This window comes from Runella sp. CRIBMP, assembly GCF_009905605.1.
GTDB lineage: Bacteria > Bacteroidota > Bacteroidia > Cytophagales > Spirosomataceae > Runella.
This window is the reverse complement of record NZ_JAAAKZ010000009.1, coordinates 111,564-136,582: the sequence shown is the minus strand read 5'-3', so window position 1 is coordinate 136,582 and position 25,019 is coordinate 111,564. Positions and strand designations below refer to the sequence as shown.

General features: G+C 45.6%; 17 protein-coding genes. 12 read left to right on the top strand and 5 right to left on the bottom strand.

From position 1 onward, the window contains the following. Window positions 1-11: 11 nt before the first annotated feature. Together GVN20_RS19980 and GVN20_RS19975 are read right to left on the bottom strand one after the other, a co-directional pair. Window positions 12-1,103: a DUF6544 family protein gene (locus tag GVN20_RS19980; protein WP_206023327.1), complete on the bottom strand. Its 1,092-nt coding sequence runs from the start codon at window positions 1,101-1,103 to the stop codon at window positions 12-14. A 142-nt stretch (window positions 1,104-1,245) separates the two neighbouring features. Then, window positions 1,246-2,400: an iron-containing alcohol dehydrogenase gene (locus GVN20_RS19975; protein ID WP_166560043.1), complete on the bottom strand. Its 1,155-nt coding sequence runs from the start codon at window positions 2,398-2,400 to the stop codon at window positions 1,246-1,248. 118 nt (window positions 2,401-2,518) lie between these two features. Between GVN20_RS19975 and GVN20_RS19970 the strand changes: the two genes are divergently transcribed. The 6 genes from GVN20_RS19970 (at window position 2,519) to GVN20_RS19945 (ending at window position 10,237) form a co-directional block, all read left to right on the top strand. After that, the gene (locus tag GVN20_RS19970; protein WP_166560042.1) at window positions 2,519-2,893 is read left to right on the top strand and encodes a response regulator; all 375 of its coding nucleotides are present in this window, start codon (window positions 2,519-2,521) and stop codon (window positions 2,891-2,893) included. Beyond that, on the top strand, window positions 2,890-3,939 hold the full coding sequence (locus GVN20_RS19965) for an adenylate/guanylate cyclase domain-containing protein (RefSeq protein ID WP_166560041.1): 1,050 nt from the start codon (window positions 2,890-2,892) through the stop codon (window positions 3,937-3,939). The genes GVN20_RS19970 and GVN20_RS19965 overlap by 4 nt, the downstream gene beginning before the upstream one ends. A 144-nt stretch (window positions 3,940-4,083) precedes the next feature. Beyond that, entirely contained in the window at window positions 4,084-4,716 is a 633-nt protein-coding gene (locus tag GVN20_RS19960) for a TMEM175 family protein (protein ID WP_166560040.1), read from the top strand. After that, window positions 4,716-5,720: a bestrophin family protein gene (locus tag GVN20_RS19955; protein ID WP_166560039.1), complete on the top strand. Its 1,005-nt coding sequence runs from the start codon at window positions 4,716-4,718 to the stop codon at window positions 5,718-5,720. Before GVN20_RS19960 ends, GVN20_RS19955 begins: the two co-directional genes overlap by 1 nt. Before the next feature lie 45 nt (window positions 5,721-5,765). After that, on the top strand, window positions 5,766-9,128 hold the full coding sequence (locus tag GVN20_RS19950) for an SNF2-related protein (RefSeq protein WP_166560038.1): 3,363 nt from the start codon (window positions 5,766-5,768) through the stop codon (window positions 9,126-9,128). 173 nt (window positions 9,129-9,301) lie between these two features. Further along, window positions 9,302-10,237, top strand: coding sequence for a bestrophin family protein (locus GVN20_RS19945; RefSeq protein ID WP_166560037.1), 936 nt, complete (start codon window positions 9,302-9,304; stop codon window positions 10,235-10,237). A 61-nt stretch (window positions 10,238-10,298) separates the two neighbouring features. Here the strand turns inward: GVN20_RS19945 and GVN20_RS19940 are convergent, their stop codons facing one another. Continuing rightward, a complete protein-coding gene (locus GVN20_RS19940) occupies window positions 10,299-13,415 on the bottom strand; it encodes a cyclic nucleotide-binding domain-containing protein (RefSeq protein WP_166560036.1) in 3,117 nt (1,038 codons plus the stop codon). A 100-nt stretch (window positions 13,416-13,515) separates the two neighbouring features. Between GVN20_RS19940 and GVN20_RS19935 the strand changes: the two genes are divergently transcribed. From GVN20_RS19935 to GVN20_RS19915, 5 genes are all read left to right on the top strand, one after another. Continuing rightward, a complete protein-coding gene (locus GVN20_RS19935; protein ID WP_166560035.1) occupies window positions 13,516-14,895 on the top strand; it encodes an ATP-binding protein in 1,380 nt (459 codons plus the stop codon). A 14-nt stretch (window positions 14,896-14,909) separates the two neighbouring features. Further along, window positions 14,910-16,979 (top strand): ATP-binding protein, encoded by a 2,070-nt coding sequence (locus tag GVN20_RS19930; RefSeq protein ID WP_166560034.1) that lies wholly within the window; start codon window positions 14,910-14,912, stop codon window positions 16,977-16,979. Between the two features lie 161 nt (window positions 16,980-17,140). Beyond that, window positions 17,141-19,348 (top strand): ATP-binding protein, encoded by a 2,208-nt coding sequence (locus tag GVN20_RS29750; RefSeq protein WP_229599131.1) that lies wholly within the window; start codon window positions 17,141-17,143, stop codon window positions 19,346-19,348. 20 nt (window positions 19,349-19,368) lie between these two features. Further along, window positions 19,369-21,594, top strand: a complete 2,226-nt coding sequence (locus GVN20_RS29745) for an ATP-binding protein (protein WP_166560033.1) — start codon at window positions 19,369-19,371, stop codon at window positions 21,592-21,594. Window positions 21,595-21,657: 63 nt separating this feature from the next. Next, window positions 21,658-22,725, top strand: coding sequence for a hypothetical protein (locus GVN20_RS19915; protein WP_166560032.1), 1,068 nt, complete (start codon window positions 21,658-21,660; stop codon window positions 22,723-22,725). Here GVN20_RS19915 and GVN20_RS19910 read toward each other — a convergent pair. Further along, window positions 22,722-23,318, bottom strand: coding sequence for a Pycsar system effector family protein (locus GVN20_RS19910; protein ID WP_166560031.1), 597 nt, complete (start codon window positions 23,316-23,318; stop codon window positions 22,722-22,724). The two genes, GVN20_RS19915 and GVN20_RS19910, sit on opposite strands and share 4 nt — an antisense overlap. Window positions 23,319-23,465: 147 nt before the next feature. On the opposite strand from GVN20_RS19910, the gene GVN20_RS19905 reads away from it, so the two are divergent. Further along, on the top strand, window positions 23,466-24,497 hold the full coding sequence (locus tag GVN20_RS19905; RefSeq protein WP_166560030.1) for a S9 family peptidase: 1,032 nt from the start codon (window positions 23,466-23,468) through the stop codon (window positions 24,495-24,497). 57 nt (window positions 24,498-24,554) lie between these two features. Here the strand turns inward: GVN20_RS19905 and GVN20_RS19900 are convergent, their stop codons facing one another. Further along, window positions 24,555-25,010, bottom strand: a complete 456-nt coding sequence (locus GVN20_RS19900; protein ID WP_166560029.1) for a Uma2 family endonuclease — start codon at window positions 25,008-25,010, stop codon at window positions 24,555-24,557. Window positions 25,011-25,019 lie beyond the last annotated feature (9 nt).

Sequence of the window (25,019 nt, the reverse complement as noted above, 5' to 3'; positions counted from 1 at the left end):
AAAACGGGCGATTATTTACGCGGGTTGTTGTATCGGATGTCTGTCACTTCCAGCTTCAACCACGTATAATCGCCCGTTTTTAATTTCCACGTTACCTCACTTTTATACCCGATGCGCACCCCATGAAATTCTTTATAGCCGGTTATGGTCACGAGCCAGTCTTCCAAGGTCGCGCCTTCTTTGCGGTCATAGAAGCGTTTTGCTTCAAAACTGACCAAATCGCCCTCGTGATTAAAACGAAAAACCCCAGACGCGGTCACCTGACCGTAGGTCATGGTTGCTTTGGCCGAAAGAGAATCTAGCTGCTCCCATTGGATATAATCCTGCAACGCCGCTGAAGGAAACCAGCAAATCTCGCCCAAATTTCGCAGCAACGTGCCTTGGTCAGTGGATGGGCCTTTGGAATCGGCTATGGCAAACAAGCCCAGCGCTTTGATGAGCATATTTCCTCGACCATTTTCGTATTTATCGCGGCCCAAAATCGTTACCAAGGGCATCATTTGAATGCGAGTTTGCCAAATAAACCCCGGCTGAATGATCGTGTTGTATTGCTCGGCCTCAAACGGAATCCAATTGCCGTCGGGCTTGGTTTTCATCTCGCCTTTTTGTTTCAAATTTACCACCTGCACTTCTTCTTTACCTACTACTTTAGAACGATGCAGCCATTTTTGTACCACAGGCGGCAGCATTTTGACTCTTTCAGGCAGTACAGGTTGTGGAGTAGGCAGAGTTGTAGACCGAAACTTCTTTAACTCTCTCTTTACCATTGTATTGAAACTCCAATCCGCATAGCCCACAACGAGACCAGCAAGGATAATCACGTTGGCAATTGTCCCAAACTTTGCCTCTTGCCAATTCGTAAAAATGAGTGCTTGCGATAGAATAACTGCTAGAGCGGCCGCCATCCACCATATTTCTTTTTGAAGAATCAACAATGTCGTAGTAAGAGCCAACAACACCGCAGTCAGTAGCCAAAACACCCCACTAGGCTTCGAAACAACTTGCGTTAACTGACTGATTTCGGCCAACTTAAACGCTTTTACAAAGCCCATTAAATGAATTAGGCCATGAACAAGGAGTATAAAGGCAAAGAAGTAGCGCATAGCTTCTGTTTTGAAAAGTTAAGATTATAAATTTCAGTTTACTTCCTTTTCAAACAAAAAACACTGAGCAAAATCAGGGTCTAAATTAACATTTGACCCTGATTTTGCTCTCCCCTACCTCCGCGGTCAAAATACCGTTTTTCTAGCTCAGGCTAAGTTCCAGAATCTCACCGACCACTTCGGGTGTAATATCGGCGCGCTCGCCAAAATTCATCCCCCGCTCCACAAATCGTTTTACGATTTCTTGTACTGTCTCTTCAGTAACTGGATACGCACTTGCTTTGGTCGGGATGCCCAAGGATTCATAAAATTCGGCCGTTTTTTGGATGGCTCCTGCTACTACTTCATCGTCGGTACCAGTCAGTTGCCATACCCGTTTGCCGTACTGGACGAGTTTGTCCCTTTTGGTATCTTTTTTAATTTCCAATAAATGCGGCAACACCACCGCCAACGTGCGTGCATGGTCGATGCCGTGCAGGGCCGTCAGCTCATGTCCAATCTGGTGCGTGGCCCAGTCGGTTGGCACCCCGGCCGCAAGCAGACCATTGAGGGCCATTGTCGCGGCCCACATTACGTTGGCGGCGGCGTCATAATTGGTCGGGTTAGCCATCATTTTCGGGCCTTCATCAATCAGCGTCAGCAGCACGGCTTCGGCCATCCGATCCTGCATTTCGGCCCGTACGGAGTAGGTCATGTATTGCTCCATCACGTGCGTAAAGGCATCGGCAATGCCGTTGGCAATTTGACGCGGCGGCAACGAAAACGTTGTTTCGGGGTCCAGAATAGAGAATTTCGGATACACGAGTGGATTCCCTAATCCCTTTTTCTCGTGCGTTTCTTTACGGCTAATAACCGCGTAATAGTTCATTTCTGAGCCCGTAGCGGGGAGCGTCAAAACGGCCCCGAGCGGGAGCGCAGTAGTGATTTTAGCGCGATTTCCCACAATTTGCCACGGGTCGTTGCCCGTAAAAGGAATGGCCGCTGCGATGAATTTTGTACCGTCGAGCACCGAGCCACCGCCCACGGCCAACAAAAAATCAATCTTTTCGGCCCTCCCCAATTCCACCGCTTTCATCAGGGTTTCGTAGGTAGGATTGGCTTCAATGCCCCCAAACTCAACGGTTTTGTGCCCAGCAAGCGCCGATTTTACTTGCTCGTATACTCCGTTTTTGAAAATACTCCCACCACCATAGGTCATCATGATGGTGGCATCGGTGGGGATTTGCTTTGATAATTGCGCAATTTGGCCTTTTCCGAAAATGATTCGAACTGGATTGTGATACTGAAAGTTTATCATAAAAAATGAAATTTTTTAACTCGCTATTTAGTTTGACTAACTAATCCATCACTACTTTAGTTTCCAACATTTTTCGTATTATTACATTCGCAAAACATCCCTTTTAGCTTTTCTTCTCATGAAAATTTTGGTAGTTGACGACGAACAGGACATAAAAACGCTCTTTGAACAACGCTTTCGACGTGAAATCAGAAGCGGTGAATTAAATTTTGATTTTGCCCACTCTGGAGAAGAGGCCCTGAGCTATTTGAATGACCATTTTTCAGAAATTGTGTTGATTCTTTCCGATATCAATATGCCCGGCATGAGCGGAATAGAACTGTTGAAACGGATTCGGACGGAGCGCCCCAGTGCCCCTCCAATGGTGATGATGATAACGGCCTACAATGACGACGAGAATTTTAACCAAGCCAAAAAATACGGAGCCGATGATTTTCTAACCAAACCGATTGACTTCGCCAACCTCAAACAGAAACTTACCCTCACATTATGAATAAAGCCAAAATGCTCGTCGTAGATGACGAAAGCGATTTGGAATTGCTGATCAAACAAAAATTTAGACGACAAATCCGCGAAGGTCTCTACCAGTTTGTCTTTGCACCCAACGGCGTGGAAGCCTTCAAACTTCTACAAGAAACTCCTGACATAGATTTAGTGCTGAGCGACATCAACATGCCTCTCATGGATGGGTTGACGCTACTGAGCAAAGTGAGCGAGTTGAGCCCACTTATTAAAGTAATTATGGTTTCTGCTTATGGCGATATGGACAATATCCGCACCGCCATGAACCGAGGAGCGTTTGATTTTGTGTGTAAACCCGTCAATTTTGAAGATTTAGAACTGACCGTTCAGAAAACTCTCGTACACGTTCAGCAACTGCGCGATACCCTCCAGGCCATCAAAGAAAACAACATTCTGCGGATGTATGTGGATGAGAATGTGTTGAGTTTTATGAGCCGAAAAGAATTCGAATCGGCCATCATGGTCAACGAAACGGTAGAGGCAACGGTCGTTTTTATGGATATTTGCGGCTTCACCGCCATTACCGAAAACGCCGACCCTGATACCGTCGTGCGCTTAATCAACAAATACTTTGACGTGATGGTCAAAGAAATCATTGCGCAGGGGGGCCACGTAGATAAGTTTATGGGCGATGCCGTCATGGCCGTCTTTCGGGGCGAATACCACCTCGACCACGCCATCGAAGCCGCTTTGGCCGTGCGTAGCCACATTGCGGCCATTCAAGAAAACCTACTCGACCATACCACCTACATGCCCCGCGTAGCCATCGGAATCAACTCTGGCGAAATGATTTCGGGAAATATCGGTTCGGTTTCGCTGCGGCGGCTCGACTATACGGTCATTGGCGATACTGTCAACGTAGCACAGCGCTTTCAGTCGGTAGCCAAGCCAGGCCAAATTGTGATTGGACAAGCGGCTTACAATAAAGTAAAAGAATCTTTCAACTGTCAGCCTGTGGGAGAAGTAATCCTGAAAAATAAGGCAAACCCGCTGATGATTTATGAAGTATTGGAATAACAACAAGTACTGATATAGCCATTCCCAACAAATATCCTGACCCGAAAAGACGAAATAACCGATTATTTTTTTCAACTCTTGGACGAGCCTGTCAACAATATGTAATACAAATTCAGTAGTTATAAGTTAATATTTGTTACCTACATGCCCCGTTTCAATTCGATTGCCGGCCAACGAGTACAACGTATTGAAGCCCTGAGCGACGGCGTTTTTTCAATCGCCATGACCCTTCTGGTTTTCAACATGAAAGACCCCGTCAGCGGGATGGTGATTTCTGACGGCAAACTCCTTGCTGCGCTCTACGATACCCTGCCCACGTTACTCACCTATTTTTTGAGTTTCATGACACTCGGTATTTTTTGGACTGGCCAATCTACGCAGTTTCATTACATTCATAAATACGACCGAAACCTCAGCTGGATTTCCCTGTTTTTTTTAATGTTTGTTTCAATATTACCTTTTACGACGGGGATTTTAAGCAATCACATCACAAACCGACTTTCAATCGGTATTTACTGGCTGAATATTTTGGCGCTGGGCACGCTGCTGTATTCGCATTGGCACTATGCCTACAAACACCAGTGCGTCAATTTTCCAGAAAACAACGGCCCTGTTGTCAACAGCGCCCTGCAAAATCGAGTCCTGACGGCCCAAAGTTTATACACCATAGCCGCCGCTCTTTGTTTTATCGATACCTACATAAGTATCATTGCTATCATTCTGATTCAGTTAAACTACGCCCTCGGCCTCTTCAATCCTAAAATATCCAAACTGTAATGCACGCAGGAAGCCATTATAAACTCAAAGAATTTTTACTCTGGACACGCCGTGAGATTTATGTGTTATTGGTTTTAGGCATCGTACCGACCGCTTTGTACCAATACCTCAACTGGCATTGGCTGGCGGTTCCCTGGGTGCCAATTACGCTAGTAGGCACGGCGGCGGCTTTTATTGTTGGTTTTAAAAATACTCAAACTTATAATCGTCTCTGGGAAGCCCGGCAAATTTGGGGAGCTATCGTCAATACCAGCCGGGCTTGGGGAATTATGGTGAAGGATTGTATCATCGCCCCCGATGCTCACAACGACGCCAAGGCGCTGCACCAACAGTTGATATACCGTCATGTGGCTTGGCTGACGGCGCTACGTTTTCAGTTGCGAGAAGCCCGGCTGTGGGAAAATTCCAACAAGAGTTATAACAAAGAATACCGCCGTTTTTTTTCGGTTCTCGAACACGAACAAAAACTCGACGAGGAACTCAAAAAGTACCTCTCCGACCAAGACTTGACATACGTACTCAGCAAGAAGAACCGCGCCACGCACATCATCAGCCTGCAATCAAAGCAATTACGCGAATTGAAGCAACAAGGCTACATCGACCCGCTAAATTACGTAGAAATGGAAAACCTGTTGGTGAACCTTTATGAACAGCAAGGCAAATGTGAGCGCATCAAAAACTTCCCCTATCCGCGCCAATTCGCCTCTATCAATTTCTTCTTTGTGCGCCTTTTCGTTTTCATGGTTCCTTTTGGAATGTTGAAAGAATTTGAAAAGTTGGGCGAACACATGGTTTGGATGACCGTTCCTTTCAGTGTACTGGTGTCGTGGGTGTTTTCGAGCATGGAAAAAGTAGGAGAAAGCACCGAAAACCCCTTTGAAGGGGGCTCCAATGACGTGCCTATTACGTCTATGAGCCGTACGATTGAAATAGACCTGCGAGAAATGCTCGACGAAACCGATTTGCCCCCCGCGATTCAGGCAGTAAACAATATTTTAATGTAAGACAGGGCATACCATCGTCGTTTTTCACAACGTCACCATTACCCCATGCGACAACATCCCCACGAATATATTCTTGAAAACAGCACCATTGCCACGCTCACTTATTCAGATTTACTAAAACACAGCGCCGACTTCTTTGACGTGGGCGCCAGGGGCTTTTTTGACATTCATCCCCAAAGCATCGACCTCAACGTCGGGGTGTTTACGCATCCGTCCACAGGGCTAGCTTTCCCTGTTGTATCAGTCTCACAATTAAACGATTCCGTCGTTATTTCCTGCGGCTGCCAAGCTCCAAAAAAGAAATTATGCGAGCACCAAACGCAGGTATTGTACAACATTATTGACCGCCTCTACCTACGTATTTTCTTTGATACCAACTTGCGAAAAACCAAAATGCAGCAAGTAGCCAAAGAATATGGATTGGAAGAAGAAGCCAAATTAGATGATTTTTTTTACGTTGAATACGTCAATAAATCGTTTGAAATCAAGCCAAGAATCAAAGAGTTATTGCCACTCAACAAAGCCACAAACGATTATTTTCGAGAACATTTATTGCCGCAAAAAAACCTTGTCCTGCCCGGCATCGTAGATGAGAAATCCAACACCAAAATGGCCATTGTGTTTCGGAAACACAAATACTACGAACGGTTTGTGGTCGAGCTTTTTGAAGGGCAAGTAAGCCGCGACGGCAAACTCAAAAACCCCTTTAGCCCCGTAGACCCGCTAAATCTGATCTGGAAAACTGAAAAACTGGAAGATGCGAAATTCTACACTGCTATTTCAAAATTTCAGCAACATTTTACGACCGACAAATCGGCATCGGTACTTGAAGCCTTAAAAGTAATCGTTAAAAATCCGCTCAATCTGGACGTTTATTCCCACGAAATTGGCCAATCTGACAACGTTACGGCCAGCTCGATTGTGAAAGTTCAGCTCCGAAAAACGGCGCTTGACGTAAAATTATCGGTCGACCAGCGCAAACAGTTTTACGAAATCACCAGCGAACTGGTCGTGAATGACAAGGCGTATCCGTTAAAAAACCTGACCTTGAAATACGATTATTTTGTCCACATCGGCGAAACCTTGTATTTGGTCAGCAACCCCGATATGCTCCGCGTAATTCAGTTTTTCAAAAAAAGCAACCCCATTTTACTCATTCATGCTTCCAAATACGATGAGTTTAAGGAGACTATTCTTGCCGAACTCGAACATCAAATCAGCATCCGATACGCCTACCTACGCCCCGCCACTCAAAAGCAACTCACTGAACGTGAGGCCGAAACCACCATTGAAAAAATCATTTATCTATCAGACCGCAATAATTACGTATTGTTAACGCCCGTGGTCAAGTACGGCAGCATCGAGATTCCCGTTTCGTCACGCAAACAAATTTATGATACGGACCAAAACGGCAACGTATTTCAGATTGAGCGAGATGAGGAGCTAGAAATTCAGTTTACGGCGGTAGTAGCCCAACAGCATCCTGATTTTCAGGAGCAGCTTCAAGAGATGGATTATTTCTATCTGCACAAAAATCGGTTCTTGGACGAGGATTGGTTTTTGGAGGCCTTTCAGGTGTGGAAAAATGAGAATATTACCATTTTAGGATTCAATGAATTAACCAATAACCGACTCAATCAGCACAAAGCGCGGGTTTCCATCAGTGTTGTGAGTGGCACAGATTGGTTTGATACATCGCTAGAAATCAAGTACGGCAAGCAAAAAGCGTCGTTAAAACAACTGCATAAATCCATTCGTAATAAAAGTAAATTTGTACAACTCGACGACGGAACAATGGGCATTTTGCCCGACGAATGGATGAAGAAAATTGCCGCCTTTTTTCAAGCGGGCGAAGTGGAAGAGGAGCTCCTAAAAATCCCAAAAAACAATTTTACACAGATTGACCAACTCTTTGAAGATGAATTCTTAAGCCAAGAAGTAAAAGACGAACTGGCTTTTTTTTCGACAAAATTCTCCTCTCTAAAAAACCTCAAAGAAGTACCTGTACCACCTGAGCTTAACGCCACCCTACGCGACTATCAGCGGCAGGGACTCAACTGGTTAAATTTTCTGGACGAGCATAATTTTGGCGCGTGCCTGGCCGACGACATGGGCCTGGGGAAAACCATCCAAATCATCGCCTTTATTCTTTCACAACGTACCAAGCGACCCAGCACCAACAACCTAATTGTGGTACCTACATCGCTTCTTTTCAACTGGCAAGACGAAATTGCCAAATTTGCACCGTCCATGCGGTTGTTTACGCATTATGGTCCCAATCGACTGAAATCTGTCGGTGAGTTTGACCGCTACGAAGTGATTTTGACGACCTACGGCATGGTGCTTTCCGATATTCATTTTCTGAAATCATACCGGTTCAATTACATTTTTTTGGACGAATCGCAGGCGATCAAAAACCCCGAATCGCAGCGTTATAAAGCCGTTCGGATGCTCCAATCCCGCAATAAGGTGGTGCTCACGGGGACACCAATTGAAAACAACACCTTTGATATTTTTGGGCAACTTTCTTTTGCCTGCCCAGGATTGCTGGGCAGCAAACAATATTTTAAGGCCATTTATTCGATGCCCATCGACAAGTTTGAAGACCGCAAAAGGTCCAACGAACTACAAAAACGAATTGAGCCTTTTATTCTGCGAAGAACCAAAAAACAGGTAGCCACCGAACTCCCCGACAAAACGGAAATGGTGATTTACTGCGAAATGGGCGAAGAGCAACGCAAGGTCTATGATGCTTGCGAGAAAGAATTGCGGGAGTATATTTTGGGCAAAACCCAAGACGACCTCACCCGCAGCAGTATGCACGTGCTAACGGGCCTGACCAAATTACGTCAGATTTGCAATTCGCCCGCGCTGCTAAAAGACGAAGAGTTTAAGGGCAATCATTCGGCGAAAATCGAGGTGCTGGTAGAGCAGATTGAGAATAAATCATCTCAGCACAAAATCTTGGTATTTTCACAATTCGTATCCATGCTTGAGTTGATAAAAAAAGAGCTGGAAGACAAAGAAATTGCCTTCGAATACCTCACAGGACAAACTAAAAACCGCGCCACCAAAGTAAATGAATTTCAGAACAACGACACCGTGCGCGTGTTTCTCATCAGTTTGAAAGCGGGCGGCACGGGGCTCAATTTGACCGAAGCTGATTACGTATACCTCATCGACCCGTGGTGGAACCCTTCGGTCGAAAACCAAGCGATTGACCGCAGTTACCGCATCGGGCAAACCAAAAATGTCATTGCTGTACGGCTGATTTGCCCCAATACGATTGAAGAAAAAGTCGTGAAATTGCAGGAATCAAAAACCAAATTGGCGGGAAACTTACTGAAATCCGATGAGTCTATCCTAAAATCGTTTTCAAGAGACGATTTGCTGGGTTTATTGAGGTAGCCTGACGCCCATTTGCGATTCCCAAAAATATCCCCAAAAAGTCATTTTTTGCGTAGAATTGACCATTTAGAAAGGATTATCAACCAACCTTTAATACCTTTACACTCATAAAAATGACGTACTTGAAAAAGTAAAACCGACAACCCTTCACCAAAACGATCTCGCTAAACCCCATGATTCTCAGGAAAAACTTTGACCTCCGTATTGTCTTCTGGAACATTCGTTACGAAACAAGCATTACCCTTTTTGTCTCAATTATTATTTGGCTGCTGCACAAATACGGCGCCATCGAAGTTGTTCTCCCATTTAGTGTAGCGGCTATTCTAGGCTCGGCACTGGCCATTTTTATCGCGTTTCGAAACCAAAGTGCGTACGCGCGCTGGTGGGAAGGCCGAACAATATGGGGCGGAATCATCAATAACAGTCGGATTTTTGCCCGGCAGGTAATCGCCAATGCCGACAACGCCGCCGCCCTCGGTAAAATAAGCCAAGAAGCCGCCCAAGCCTACAAAAAAGAAATGGTGCATCGCCAGATTGCCTTTGCGCACGCTTTGCGCCTTCATTTGAGACGACAAACTCAATGGAGTGAGTTACAGCATTTACTCAATCCAGCAGAATTTGAGTCCTTTTTAAAGGCCCAAAACAAGCCCAACATCCTCCTCAACACGCAGGGAATTCGACTGAGAGAGGGTATGAGAACAGGCGAGCTGGATATTGTTGACAATTTCACGATGGAGCCCAATTTAGCCACCTTCAACAACTGGCAAGGCGCTTGCGAACGCATCAAAAACACGCCTTTACCGCGCAATTATCACTATTTCACGCGGCTCTTTTTGTACACCTTCATTTTTGTTCTTCCCATTTGTTTGGTGAGTGATTTAAAAAAAATGGAGGTTGATTACATGGTTGCTCCCGTAAGTTTTATCCTTTGTTTTGTGTTTTCGGTGATGAATCGTGTGGGAGAAATCAATGAAGCACCCTTCGAGAATGGAATCCAGGACATTCCGATGACTGCCCTATGCAATACCATTGAGCGCGATTTGAAGGAACAATTGGGTGAGACCGATTTGCCTGTAAAACTCGAACCCGTTAAAGGTTTCCTTTTTTAATCTGTGAAGCACTACTTCCTATTTTTCACCATATGATGTCTTATATGGTGAAAAATAGCACTTACTTTGCCGCCATCATTCTCAGCTTGGTATTTTGGTTGCGAATACGCTGACACAGAATCCGGATGATGTTACGCAATACTTCTCCTCGCTCATCCATAAGATCGTAAAAATCAGCTTGGTCTACCCGAAAAAGTTGAACATCAGATAGGGAAACCACCGCCGCCGAGCGTGGTTCGGCATCTAGCAATGCCAGCTCCCCAAACACATCTCCCCGGCCAAAAGTAGCTAGTTGTACCTGCCCGTCGTAGATGCCCACTTCGCCCTCATAAATCACAAACATACTCGTACCTAAATCGCCTTTTTCAAAAATGGTCTGCCCTTCAAGGTAGTTCACTTCCTTCATGATTGGCGCAATACTGCTCAATACGTTTTCTGGAGTTTCAGCAAAAAGATCGGTATTTTTTAAGACCATGACACGCTCCGTAATTGAAACTTTGGCGGTGGCAGATGAATGACTCATGAGTTGTAAATCAGGATAATTGAATAATTGAGCAGGCGATACACCACGCAAGGTAAGACGAATGGTCCAGTCCGTAAAGTGCCGCGCCCCTTGTTGAAGAATATAACCTTTAATGGAGTCTTTTGCTGAAAACATCCCCATTTGAACATCAATTCGGTTGATTTTCTCGGCATCCGACACATCATCGAGCAACGCGTGCAAACTCCCGTACACCTGACGGGGCACGCTGTTTTCGAGTAATTCAAGCGAATTGGCGCGCCGCTCACGCGAGCTGTGCAGCACGCTGTTTTGGGTACTGGCAATCAAATCGGGGTCATAGCGCTGCATCAAAAGGCCAAAAATACGCTGAATCGTCACCTCTTGTTCGTACATAAGGCTATTTTTGAGATCGGTCTCAATGGGTTCTGCCTGTCCGTGCAGTAGGCGCTGAGCCAGCAAAAGTTCTTCGTGAAGTAGTTTTTCAAACAATGATGCCTCTTTGGAAGTATCAAAATTTCGCAGTGCGTGCAAAGCCGCTGTCCTTACCGAAACATGCGGCCGTTGAAGCAATTGTAACAACAACCGATACGCTTCTTTGGACTGCATTTGGGCACACACCGCCACAATGCGCCGTTCCAAATCAGGTGATGTAGTTTTTGTGAGTCGTTCGGTCAAGAGCGGCAACGCTTCTTTCTCTACACTAGCCAAGCTCTTAGCCGCCAAACGCCAATAGTTCTTTTCCGATAGAAAATCTACCAGTTGAGCGCTCAATACCTCACTTGGCAATACCCCAGAGGTCTCGATGGCAGCCCGAACAACCTCGGCGTCAGGATGTTCAAACGACGCTTTAACAAAGTCAATGTAGCGCGTCAGTTTCAGAGAACGTACAATTGTCAGACTAGCTAGTTGGCTGTTAGCGTTGGAATTCTGACGCATGGCTTCTAGGGCGGTCAGGGCAAAAGAATGGTTGGGCTCATTATTCAAAAGCCCCAAAATAGCCCCTTTCCTAACCGCCATGTCGGGCGTATATAACAACTCATTACCAATTGACGGGGTATTTTTACTCACAATCCGCGCGGCAACTTCCCGGATAAGAGGGGAATAATCTTCCAGAGCCAACTTCTTTAATTGCGCTGGCTTTAGCTCTAGCCCCAATTTATCGACGGCTTCGAGGGCCACCAATCGTACTCGGTCGTCGCGGTGAGTAAATAGTTCGGTGATATAATCGTGCAATTTGGTATGCGGCACTCCGTGCGCTGGCGTGCTACTCAGCCATTCTACCGCATTGATGACTTCTTTGGGTTTATCACTGCGAAGATTCTTCAACACCGCTTTTATGGCCTCGTCGGGAATTGCCAAATCTTCGGCGGCCACAAATCGCTTGCTGAGTGCTTCCTGCAACGTGGCCACGTACTGAAGGTAGGTACGGCGCAAAAACCAAAGTGCAAAAACCGCCCCCACCACAATTTCTTCCACTAAAAACCACTGTCCTCCTTGCCACCAATGATGACTTAAATAAAGCATCAACCCCCCTAAACCAAGTCCCAAGGGTTCATAAAATCCCTTGGCAAGGGTATGTCCGCGCAAGCGTTGGTGGGGAGAAAGCGGCTGAAACAACACCAAGAAAACGGGGTCAAAAAGTGCTCTTCGTACAACTTCAAAACCCAGATACACAAAGCAATAAGCCACCAATTGAACCGATTCATCATATCCCATCAAGAAAATAACGCCCAAGCTGACCGCCACCCCCAAACCACCCACGGGCAGCAACGCCAGTACTTTGTTGATACCAAAGTAGTCGATGGTCTGCCGCGACACGACCAGCTTCACAAACGTTGCCAAAAGGTAAGTCAGGGTCAGCACGCCGCCGAGGTAGGTCATCACTTCGGCCTGGCTGTGGAGTTTATATTTAACATTGATAAAAAAAGCATATTCAACGCCCGTTGCCATCATTGCAACAGCGGTGAGGCTGAGGCACATGGCAAAAATCAACTCACTTCCGCCAAACAACTGGGTAATCAGGCGAGGCATAGGCCGCCGTCGAATGGGAGCCGCACTGCCGTGCGCGGTGGTTACGTGGTGCGAACGAAAAGTCAAAACTGCCGTATACATGGCCGCCCAAAAGAAACCAAATGCCAAAAACAGCATGAATATCAGTTCGGTATGACCATGAATCAAGACCGCCAGCATTCCACCGAGTGCTTTGGCCGGCATATCCCCAGCGCTGATTACACCAAACAAGCGTTTGCTTTGGCGCACGTCAAAAACCACCGCTGAGACCCCCCAAAATTCAAGATTGGTGAGCAAATAAATAGAGCGAAAGCCCACCATAATGGCCACCGCCGCCGTGACCGAATGGCCAAATATGACCAACAGCAAAATAACGGCCGTAAGCACAATCACCGCCCACAAAACCCTGATAACTAACTGATTGAGCCGAAGATGATGCTCAAAATAGGTATACACTTTTCCGATAACCATCATCCCTACTGCCGATGCCATATAGGCCAGTGGCAGACTGCTCTCAGGGTGGTTTTCGAGCAAGATTACGTTGGCCGATACGTAGATCAGCATCGTGCCGAAACCCAGAAAAAAATGATGTAAAAAGAACAAACCAACGGTACGAATTTCATCGGCTCGCACTCCTAACGAACGGTACAGGGAAGCTGAAGACATAAAAAGTAATCAATATTCGACAAAAATACAGATATTGGAGAAAAAACAACGGCAAGAGTCATTTTATGACGCTTAATCATTTCAAAACCTTTTTTCAGCTATGAATTTTATCACTCCCTTCATGGTTGCTTTGTTCTTACTGCCATTTATTCAAAAATTTTTACAGACCAAAGAGCGCCTCCCCGTGTGGGACCAACGCCTCAAATACGGACGCTTTGCGGCGTTTGGTTTATTGGCAATTGAAATGGTAGCAGGTACTGATTTTATCTCGCCCCCTGTTTTTTTTCTTCTCTTAATCATTGCATCTATTCCAGCCTATTTATTAAGAAATCAAAGCTCCGCGTCGCGTTTGCTGCTCTGGATGATTGTGCCATTGGGATTGGCTTTTTTGATGGATAATTTGAGTGAATATTGGTTGCCAAAATTCCATAAAAAGCATCATAATTTTTTTGAGTCACTTAAAGGCATTGCCCTTACGGCCAGTTTTATTTTGGCGTTGGTAGCCCGAAATCAACAAAAATCTTTTGATAAAGCCATCAAAGAAGAGCGACTCAAACGCGAACAGGAAGAAGAAACCAATCGGATTCTGGAAGCAAAAAAACTGGATCTAGAATCGCAGGTGGCGGCCCGGACCGCCGAAATTATGCAGCAAAAAGAAGAGCTACAACACGCCCTCGACGACCTGAAAGCCACGCAAGAACAACTTATTCAGTCTGAAAAACTGGCTTCTTTGGGAGAACTTACGGCGGGGATTGCGCACGAAATTCAAAATCCACTCAACTTTGTGAATAATTTTTCGGAAGTATCCGCCGAATTGGTAGAAGAATTGAAAAGTGAAAGAGACAAAGACGAAGCCCAACGAGACACTGGATTGGAGGAAGAAATCCTTAATGACCTTGTGCAGAATCTTCAAAAAATCAACTATCACGGCAAGCGCGCCGCCAGCATTGTCACGGGTATGTTGCAACATTCGCGCGCGGGCTCGGGCAAAAAAGAATTAACAGACCTCAACGCCCTCGCCGATGAGTACCTCCGCCTAAGCTACCACGGTTTACGCGCCAAAGACAAATCGTTTAATGCCCATTTGATAACCGATTTGGACCCTCAGGCCCCCAATATCGAAGTCGTTCCGCAAGATTTAGGGCGGGTATTTTTAAATTTGATTAATAACGCGTTTTATGCCGTTCATAAAAAAAACACCTTAGGCTTAGCCAACTACGAACCGACCGTTTGGGTAACCACAAAAAAGATAGAAGACGAAATACATGTTTCAGTGAGAGACAACGGCACGGGGATTCCCGAAGAGGTTCAGTCCAAAATTTTCCAGCCTTTTTTCACCACCAAACCTACTGGTCAGGGTACGGGTTTAGGACTTTCATTGGCATATGACATCGTAACCAAAGGCCACGGAGGTGAAATGGAAATGGAAAGCATCGAGGGGGAAGGAACTACGTTTATGGTGAGGTTACCTATTAACTAAAGGTCAGAACAAACATGAAAAAGTGGCTTGGTCTATTTTTGTTGTCGCTCATCACGCACGCGGCTTTTTCTCAACCCAACATTAGCCCACTCCTTGCCGACAGTCTGAAACGAACCTTGACCGAAGCCAAAGAAGACACCAACAAGGTCTTGCTTCTGGTCGAACTGACCCGCTGTTATACCTCTATTGATTCCGATGTGGCCTTGCAATATGCCCGGCAGGCAAAAGCCCTGGCCAATCGCCTTGATTTTGTGAAAGGAAAGATTGCCGTCGGTATTGCAGAAGGGTTTATTTTGGCGCATACCAACGAGTACGCAAGTGGCCTTGCCATCTTGATTGATACCCGACGCCTTGCTGAAAGATTCGGAACGCCCCAAGAAACCGCCGTTATTTTGGCCAACATTGCGTTCATTTATACCATGAGCAAAGACAATACAAAGGCGGCCGAATACCTTGAACAAGCAAAAATTATCCAAAAAACCCACCCCATTGCCGACATTCACTTAACACTCGGCGTGATTTACCAAGAAATGGGCCGCCTTGATACCGCACTGGTTTATCTACATCAGGCCTATCAAACTGGACTAAAATACCAGTTACCGACTTACGTTACTTCTTCGGCTTATTTTTTAGGAACTGCTTATGCCGCCTCTGGTCAAACCGACAGTGCGATGGTCTATTACCGCCGAACGTTGGCCTGGAATCAAAAATTCAACATTGCAGGGGTCAATGCACGGGCGTATCAGGGATTAGCAAAAGTGTACAAGGACAAAAATCAGTTGGACTCAACCCTTTTTTACGGAAAAAGAGCCATCGAAGAAAACGGGAACCACGCGTACCATCTGCCCACGCTTATTGAGGCATCCACCCTGTTGTCGCAAGTATATGAACAAAAAAACAACCAGCGCGAAGCTTTTCATTACTTTAAAATAGCAATGGCTGCCAAAGACAGTCTCACCATACAAGAAAAAAACAGCCAGATCAAAAAGCTGGCCTACGAAGAAGAAGAACGGGAAATACGTACCAAACGGCGGATTGAAGCCAATCAAGCCGCTTTTCAGCGTCAACTCCAAGTTTATGCATTGTCGGGCATATTGGGCGTGGTGGCATTATTGGCGTTTATTCTATTCCGCAACAATCGCCAAAAACAAAAAGCCAATAATCTTTTACACCGTCAAAAAGAAGAAATAAATCGCCAGCATGAGAAAGCCGAAAAAGCCCTCATTGCGCTGCAAGCCACCCAAAATCAATTAATCCAATCCGAAAAGCTAGCCTCTTTGGGAGAACTTACGGCGGGTATCGCCCACGAAATTCAGAACCCGTTGAATTTCGTCAATAATTTCTCCGAACTGAGCATTGAATTAGCCAAGGAGCTAAAAGTTGAAAGGTTGAAGAGCAAAGAAGAAAGGGACGAAGAATTAGAAAATGAATTAGTGGATGACCTTATCCAAAACCAAGAAAAAATCAACCTTCATGGCAAACGGGCGTCGAGCATTGTGAAAGGGATGCTGGAACATTCGCGTACATCAAAAGGCGAGCGCGAACTGACTGATATAAACCAACTGGCCGATGAGTACCTCCGCATTGCTTATCACGGCATGAAAGCAAAAAACCAGAACTTTGAGTCTGATTATGAGTTAATTCCGAGCAAAAATCTCCCAAAAATTCAAGTCATCCCGCAAGAAATAGGACGAGTATTATTGAATCTAATCAACAATGCTTTTTATGCAGTCAACGTCGGCAGCGACTGCGCCGCCCCGGCGGGCCTGTCTGCGGTTCAAAACGCCGCCGACGTTAATAAACCGTCTGACGGGTATAAGTATATGCCCAAAGTGACCGTCACCACCACCGCCGCCAATAGCCATATTGAAATCCGCATCACCGACAACGGCAACGGCATGTCAGAGGCCACAAAAGCAAAAATTTTTCAACCCTTTTTCACCACCAAACCTACTGGCGAAGGCACTGGACTAGGACTGAGCTTGGCGTATGATATCATAACCAAAGGACATGGAGGGGCAATGAAAGTAGAAAGTGTAGAAAATGAGGGAACAACATTCATAGTACAATTGCTGATTCACTAAAAAATCACTTTGTATATGTGCGCTAACGTTATCTCTTCATTTTTCAGAAATTCTAACCTTATCCGCGTCCTAAAACCATCGGGCCATAAAACAATCCTCCTCGTATTTCATTACATTTGTCTAAAAACAACCCATTTCCAACTCAAAACGGCGTTTTTTGAATGAGGTATGCCTTTCTTTCTTTCGTGCTTTTATGTTGCAGTCAGATTTTTGGACAGCAAGTGCCCGCGCTACGTCCCGTTTCTGAGAATGGCAGCACATTGAGTAAATATTGGAAATGGCACGCTGGCGACAACCCTCAATGGGCGCTACCGACATTCGATGACCAAAAATGGTCAGACATTCAGCTCGACCAAAGCATTCACCATTTACCCCAAATACGCCAAGCGCAGCTCGGATGGCTGCGGCGCCCCATCCGCGTCAATGCTTTGTTGGTCAATAAACCCCTATGTTTTTATATTCGGCAGGCAGGCGCCGCCGAAATCTATTTGGACGGAAAGCTCCTAGATACCTTGGGGGTTGTGAGCAGCTCTCCTTCCCAAGAAGTGACATACTCCATTACCAAAGTCATACCATTCAGTTTGCCAGATACCAACCAACACACAATCGCGGTTCGGTTTTCATTTTCCAAAGGCAATTTTTACTACCCTGGCTCTAATCAAGAAACGTTTACGCTTAAAGTTTTTGAAACACAAAACCTCGGTTCTTGGATTCGCAAAACCTCCAGCCGAACCTCAGGTTTTCTTTTTTTTAGCATCGGTCTTTTTTTGGTTTTCAGCATTTTACATTTTTTGTTTTATCGTTCAAACCGCTCAAAAACGGTAAGTCTCACCCTTGGGTTCACAATGCTTACGTTTGCGCTTGCATTTATTGCTGAAAGTTTAGAAACCCAACTACAAAGTTCAAGCCATCAGCAAATCGGCGAGTTGACCACCTTCATCACGTTTTATCTGGGCGTGATCCTCATCAACGTATCGCTTTATCACTACCTACATCAACCTTTCAGGTATTTTTTCTTTATACAGGCAATATTGATAGCGGTAAGTTTGGTGTGCATGGCCATGGAAGTAGATGTACCGTATGGACTGGCGGTATGGCCCCCTTTTCTGCTGATTTTCACGGATTTTATTCGCGTAAGCATCTTGGCCGAACGACGCAAAGACTCCAACGCCAAAGTACCGATTTATTCGCTGGTTGTGGCAGCGGGCTGTCTGGTCTTAGCCATTGTATTTTTTGTCATTGCGGGGGCTTTTGTAGGTTTTAACAACACCCAAAACGGCTACGTAGAATTTGTCGTGGTTATCGCTATGCTGCTCATCTTTGTGATGCTTTTCAGCATCCCCGTGGGCTTATCATTTTCTTTGGTGCGCGAATACTCCCGTACCCATCAGTCGTTGCGTAAAAAAATTCAGGAACTTGAAAGCCTTTCGGCCAAAAGCCTGGCGCAAGAACAAGAAAAACAACACATTTTGGCGGTCCAAAATGAAACCCTCGAAAAGCAGGTAGCCGAGCGAACCACTGAGCTCAAAGCATCCATCGAACACCTCAAAACCACCCAAGACCAACTCATTCAGTCCGAGAAACTCGCCTCATTGGGTGAGCTAACGGCGGGGATTGCCCATGAAATTCAGAATCCATTAAATTTTGTCAATAACTTTTCAGAAGTCAGCATTGAGCTTTTGAAAGAATTGCATGAGATAAAAGAAGAAAAAATGGCAAAAGGCGAAGGACCAAAAGAAGATGAACTGGAAATAGAGCTTTTGGGAGATATTGAGCAAAATCTACAAAAAATCAACCACCACGGCAAGCGTGCGTCCTCCATCGTGAAGGGAATGCTCGAACACTCCCGCACAGGTTCAGGCAAGAAAGAGCCCATCGACATCAACACCTTGGCGGACGAATACCTGCGGTTGGCCTATCATGGGCTTCGCGCAAAAGACAAGTGTTTTAATGCTGATTTTAACCTTGAAGCTGCCGAAAATCTGCCGAAAATCAACGTTGTTGCACAAGATATAAGCCGCGTTTTACTCAATCTTATCAACAACGCATTTTATGCCGTTCAGCAAAAAAAAGCAGCAAACTTATCCCACAACTATCAACCTGCGGTGTGGGTCAGTACACAGTATATCACCGACAAAAATGCGGCAGATTGGGTCGAAATACACGTCAAAGACAACGGAACGGGCATTCCTGAAGAAGTTCAGGACAAAATTTTTCAACCTTTTTTTACCACCAAACCCACCGGACAAGGTACTGGACTGGGATTAAGTCTGGCCTATGACATCGTCACCAAAGGCCACGGCGGTACACTAGACGTAGAAAGCCGCCAAGGCGAGGGAACGGAATTTATTGTTAAATTACCCGTTTGAGAATAATTAACAGCCAACCCATGAAAAATTCCTTATTTGTTATCTTATTTCTGTTCATTCCCCTTTTCCACGTTGCCGCCCAAAGCATTATCACCATCGATACCCTGCCCCAAAAAGGCTTTGTACTCGACAAAAATTGGAAATGGCACGCGGGAGATAATCCCGCATGGGCCGACCCCGAGTTTGACGACAGCGGATGGTCGGATGTAAACCCCACCGACGATGTGGGCAACATTCCCCAACTGACGCAAAAGAATATCGGCTGGTTTCGAACTACGCTGGAGCTTTCGCCTCTGGTAGCCCAGAAGCTGACCACCCTGCTGATTAGCCAAAGCGTGGCTTCTGAAATTTACATCAACGGACTACCCGCCCGCAAAATCGGCATCGTCAGCACCGACTCCAAAGCCACCCGAGCCGTCAATATTTTCAAAACCAACGTTATTGGCCTCCCCTATTCAGTGAGTTTTCCGTTTGTTCAGATTTCTATTCGGGTTGCATACGAACCCAGTTCTTTCTACAACCGCGTGGGTTTCAGCAAAAACCACTGCCTCAGGGCCACCGTTATCGAAACATCCTACGCCAGCGATGTCAATAAATATCAACGCCACCAAACCTACTACGGCTGGTTTCAGGTAGGCGTGTTTTTTATACTTACGTTTCTGCATTTATCATTTTACTTACTCTACCCTACCCGCCGCGCCAACCTATATTTTTCATTTACGACCTTTTTTTTGGGCCTCGCTTTTCTCTGCATCCCGTTGACGTTCGATTATTTTGAGAACCTTTCTGACTACTTTGTGGCCGAATTTGTGCAGACCATTGCATTTCCCATCGCTTACTTGTTTTTGATTCGGGCCATTTATGAGATTTACCATCAGCCCACGGGCATTCTCTTTTGGTTGATTGTCGTGTTTGGGGTCTTAGTGGTTATTTCATTATTTACTCCTTATTCGTTGGGCTCAGTTTGGGCCGAGTTAGGCACCGAGTTGTTGATGACCGCCGAAGTCATTCGAGTCACGGCCTTGGCACTGCGCCGCCACCAACCAGGAGCACGGCTCATCATGATTGGAATGGGGATTTCGCTGGTGATGTTTCTATTGTTTTACATTGATTTATTACTCAAAAACAATGGTTCTTACCCACTTTTTGAGCAATGGTTGGGCGGTATCGTCACGTATCAAATTGCGGTTTTATGCGTTCCCTTGTGCATTTCGCTGTATCTGGCCATCAGTTTTTCCAGAACCAACAAAGAGTTGATTGAGAAACTTCGCGAAAACAATGACCTCAGTAAGAAGACCTTAGCCCAAGAACAAGAAAAACAGCATTTGCTGGCCGTCCAAAACGAAACCCTCGAACGGCAGGTAAAAGAACGCACGGCGCAGTTGGAAGAATCGTTGGAAGAACTGAAAGCCACCCAAAATCAGCTCATTCAGAAAGAAAAAATGGCTAGCTTGGGCGAGCTAACGGCGGGGATTGCGCACGAGATTCAAAATCCACTGAATTTTGTCAATAATTTTTCGGAAATAAGCATCGAATTGTTGGATGAACTGAAAGAAATCAAAGAAGACAAAAAGACCAAAGGCGAAGAAGCACAAGCCGATGAATTGGAGGCGGAACTTTTGGGAGATATTGAACAAAACTTACAGAAAATCAACCACCACGGCAAACGCGCCTCTTCCATCGTGAAGGGAATGCTCGAACACTCGCGTATGGGCTCAGGCGAACGACAACTCACGGACCTCAACGCCCTCGCCGATGAATACCTGCGCTTGAGCTACCACGGCCTCCGCGCCAAAGACAAAGGCAACGCGGCAAATCGATTTAACGCGGATTTCAAAACAGATTTTGACGAAAACCTGCCCCCCATCAAGGTCGTGCCGCAAGACATAGGGCGTGTATTACTGAATCTAATAAACAACGCTTTTTATGCCGTTCAGCAAAAAAATGGGGCAAACCCGAACGATTTGTCGGCTCCCTATCACCCAATGGTTATCGTCTCTACCCGAAAAAAGGGGAATCGGGTAGAAATCAAGATAAAAGACAACGGAACGGGCATTCCTGACGCGGTCAGAGAAAAGATTTTCCAGCCTTTTTTTACCACCAAACCTACCGGCGAAGGCACAGGTTTGGGTCTGAGTTTAGCGTACGATATCATCACCAAAGGCCACGGCGGTAGCATCGACGTCATCAGCACTGAAGGTGAAGGTACCACGTTTGTGATTAAATTACCGTACGAAAAAACGTAATTTTACCTTTTGCAATTATTTATCCGAAAGTACATCAGCCAAAACTAAAAACGCTCTTTCTCCGTGACTCATTCTTTCTACCGTAGCCTCATCGCCGTCGCCCTGTTTTTGATTAGTTTACAGGGCTTTACGCAAAAAGAACCCAAGGACTCCACCAAGGTCAAGCTGGGGCCTCTCTTCAAAAAAGAGGATATGTTGGAGCTTAATCTCACGACCAATTTCAGCTCCCTCATGAAAGACCGGAAAAATGCCAAGCAGCCTTACCGATGGGCAAAATTGGAATACAATCGTAAGAAAAAAGGGGAAGTAGCCCTTAATATCCGGGTGAAGGTACGGGGAAATTTTCGGCGCTCTCCCTCCAACTGTACGTTTCCTCCGTTGTTGCTAAATATTCCGAGCAAGAAAGATAAAAATACCATCTTTGAGCGTCAGAATCTACTGAAACTGGTGACGCACTGCCAAAATGAAGAGTACATTTTTCAGGAATATTTGGTCTATAAAATGTATAACTTACTCACCGATGATAGTTTTGATGCCCGTTTGGCCAGGGTCACTTATAAAGATTCGGCTGGCAAGCGCGAAACCGAAACCCGATTTGCGTTTTTGCTCGAAGATGAAACCTTTCTGGCCAAACGCAACAAAGCCAAGAATATGTACCGAAAACAAATACCTATGTACCTCATCGACTCGGTCAGCATGGCTACGGTGGCAGTTTTTGAATACATGATTGGTAATTCAGACTGGTCGGTGCCGTATTTGCACAACATCAAACTGCTGGACAAAACCACTTACATTACGGCGGTTCCTTATGATTTTGACCATTCGGGCATTATTGAGGCCAAATACGCCCGCCCGCCCCAAGCCCTTGACCTATACTCAGTACGGCAGCGCATTTACCGAGGCATTACGTATTCAACCTCGGTGTATCAGCAGGTATTTGATAATTTCAGGCGGGTAAAACCGCAGATTTACGCCTTGTACGAAAACAATCCTCAGCTCGAAAAAGGCTACATCAAGCGCACCATCAACTACCTCGACGAGTTTTATAAAACCATCGACAATCCCAAATCAATCAAAGAGGTATTTACCGTACAAAACGGCACCAAACCCACCATCAAAAACGGCAACTAAGCCCAATACAAGGTGATGAGATAACAAATCAACACGAGCGGAAACCCAAAGATAAAAATCGTGTAGGCGATTTTTATGCGTCGGTATTTACGCTCCATGACTTTGCCTTGGGCGTAAATATTTTTGATGAGGCTATCGTGCAATCGGTCTTCTTTGACCATCATTTCTTTCATTGCTTTTTGGTATTCTTCCAACGTAAGGGCCGTATAATCGGCAAAAAACAGCAAATCCATCTTGTGCACATGCTCCGCACCCAGTTTTTGCGATTGGGACTTTACCGAAGGGCGCGTCGCCAGAAGCGCCACCGTAATGGTCGACAAACACACCACCACGAGCAAGCACGTAGGTATAATCAGGTAAGCATTGTCAAACGATTCGCGCACCATAAAGGAGGCCATAATCGAAATGATAATGGCATTGACCGACACCAGCAAGCCCGCTTTCTGATCGGCCAACGTGCTCAGTTGCATGTGATTGGCCAAGGTAGAGCGGTACATCGTTTCAACGGTCCGGTCAGCTTTCTTTTTTTTCTCTTTTTTGGTTTTGTCCTTGATTTTTTCAGGTTTGGCAAACTCCATCGGTTCCTGCTCCATAAATGTTGATTATGTCTATGCTGATTTTGTGAATACGCAATTTAAGAATATATTTACTTATAGCCATCAATGAGGAATACACCCGTTGTTTTCATCGTCGACCTACTATTTTTCCCTTTTATTTTCATCAATAAACCCTCTATGCCCATGCGTAAATATTACTTTATTTTGCTCTTGAGTTTCATTTTCAAAACGGCGATGAGCCAAACTCCCCCAACCGACCTCGCCGACCGCCTCAAGGCACTTGAAGACAACCTTCGTTTTACCGACCAAGCCCTGACCAAAAACATCGACGACTTGCTGTGGTATCAAAAATTGGGAGATATCGCCATCATCGACAAGGTACGCTACGCCAGTAAGCCCCCGCACGTGGTCAAAAATCCAACGGGACAGGGCGCCAACAATCCCGTGGTGATTCCTGCGTATACTTTTGTCCCAAAGAAATTTTCTTCTTCCAAAAAACTGCCGCTCATGGTACTCATTCATGGCGGCATACACGGCGATTTTAACACATCTAATGCGCACATTGTCAAGGAATTGATTGACCAAGGCTACATCGTCATTGCCCCCGAATACCGAGGCAGTACGGGCTACGGCAGTGCGTTTTACCGCCAAATTGATTATGGTGATTACGAAAACGACGATGTATTGGCAGGCAAGCGCTGGGCCGTCGAAAACATGCCGCAGGTAGATGCCGAGCGGGTAGGAATCATGGGTTGGAGCCACGGCGGCATGATTACGCTCATGAATATCTTTGACCATCCAGAAGACTACCGGGTGGCCTACGCGGGTGTGCCCGTCAGTGATTTGATTGCCCGAATGGGGTACAAAACCCAGACCTATCGCAATGAATTTGCGGCTACAACTCACCTCGGCAAGGATGCCTCCGAAAACGTGGCCGAATACCGGCGGCGGTCGCCAATGTGGAACGCCCACAAGCTCAAAACCCCGCTTTTGGTCCATACCAATACCAATGATGAAGACGTGAATGTGCTAGAAGTAGAAGGGCTTATCAATGCCCTAAAAGCCCACGGCAAGAAATTTGACTATAAAATTTATCAGGACGCTCCAGGAGGGCACATTTTCAACCGGATTGACACCAAATTGGCCCGTGAGTCACGCGAGGAAATTTACCGTTTTATGGCCCCACAGCTGTCGCCGCCCAATCCGGTGAAGTAGTTTTAATTCCAAGGTCTTATGGTGAGCATAAGACCTTGGCTTAAAAGAAAAATCGGGTTATTCTGCAAATAGGGTTCCTACGTCAAGAGAAATTCCAGTAGTAGCATTGTGTATGATGCCAGTTGAAATATTTTCATGTCCTGTAAGGGTCATGATTGTAATTTGCTTAAACTGAGCGATAATCACCCATACTGTATCAACCCCCGAAGGGAAATAAATATCCAACGATTTATCGGTTAAATCACTCAATGCCTGACGAGGTGAAAGTATTTCTATTGCCAGTAAAGGAGGTTGAGTAGGTCTTATAATATCTCTTAACCAACTCACTTTATTCCGATGACAAATGGCGACATCGGGCTTGGCTCGGCCATGAGATAAATCAAATTCCAACTCGGGCAGAATATCGTATTGTTCATCATAAATGCTCAACATTTTAGCCAGTCTATTGGTAATTTTAGCATGATTATAAGACACAACATCCTCTGTTTCAAATTTTAAGGCGGGTGTTTCCATAATCGCTAA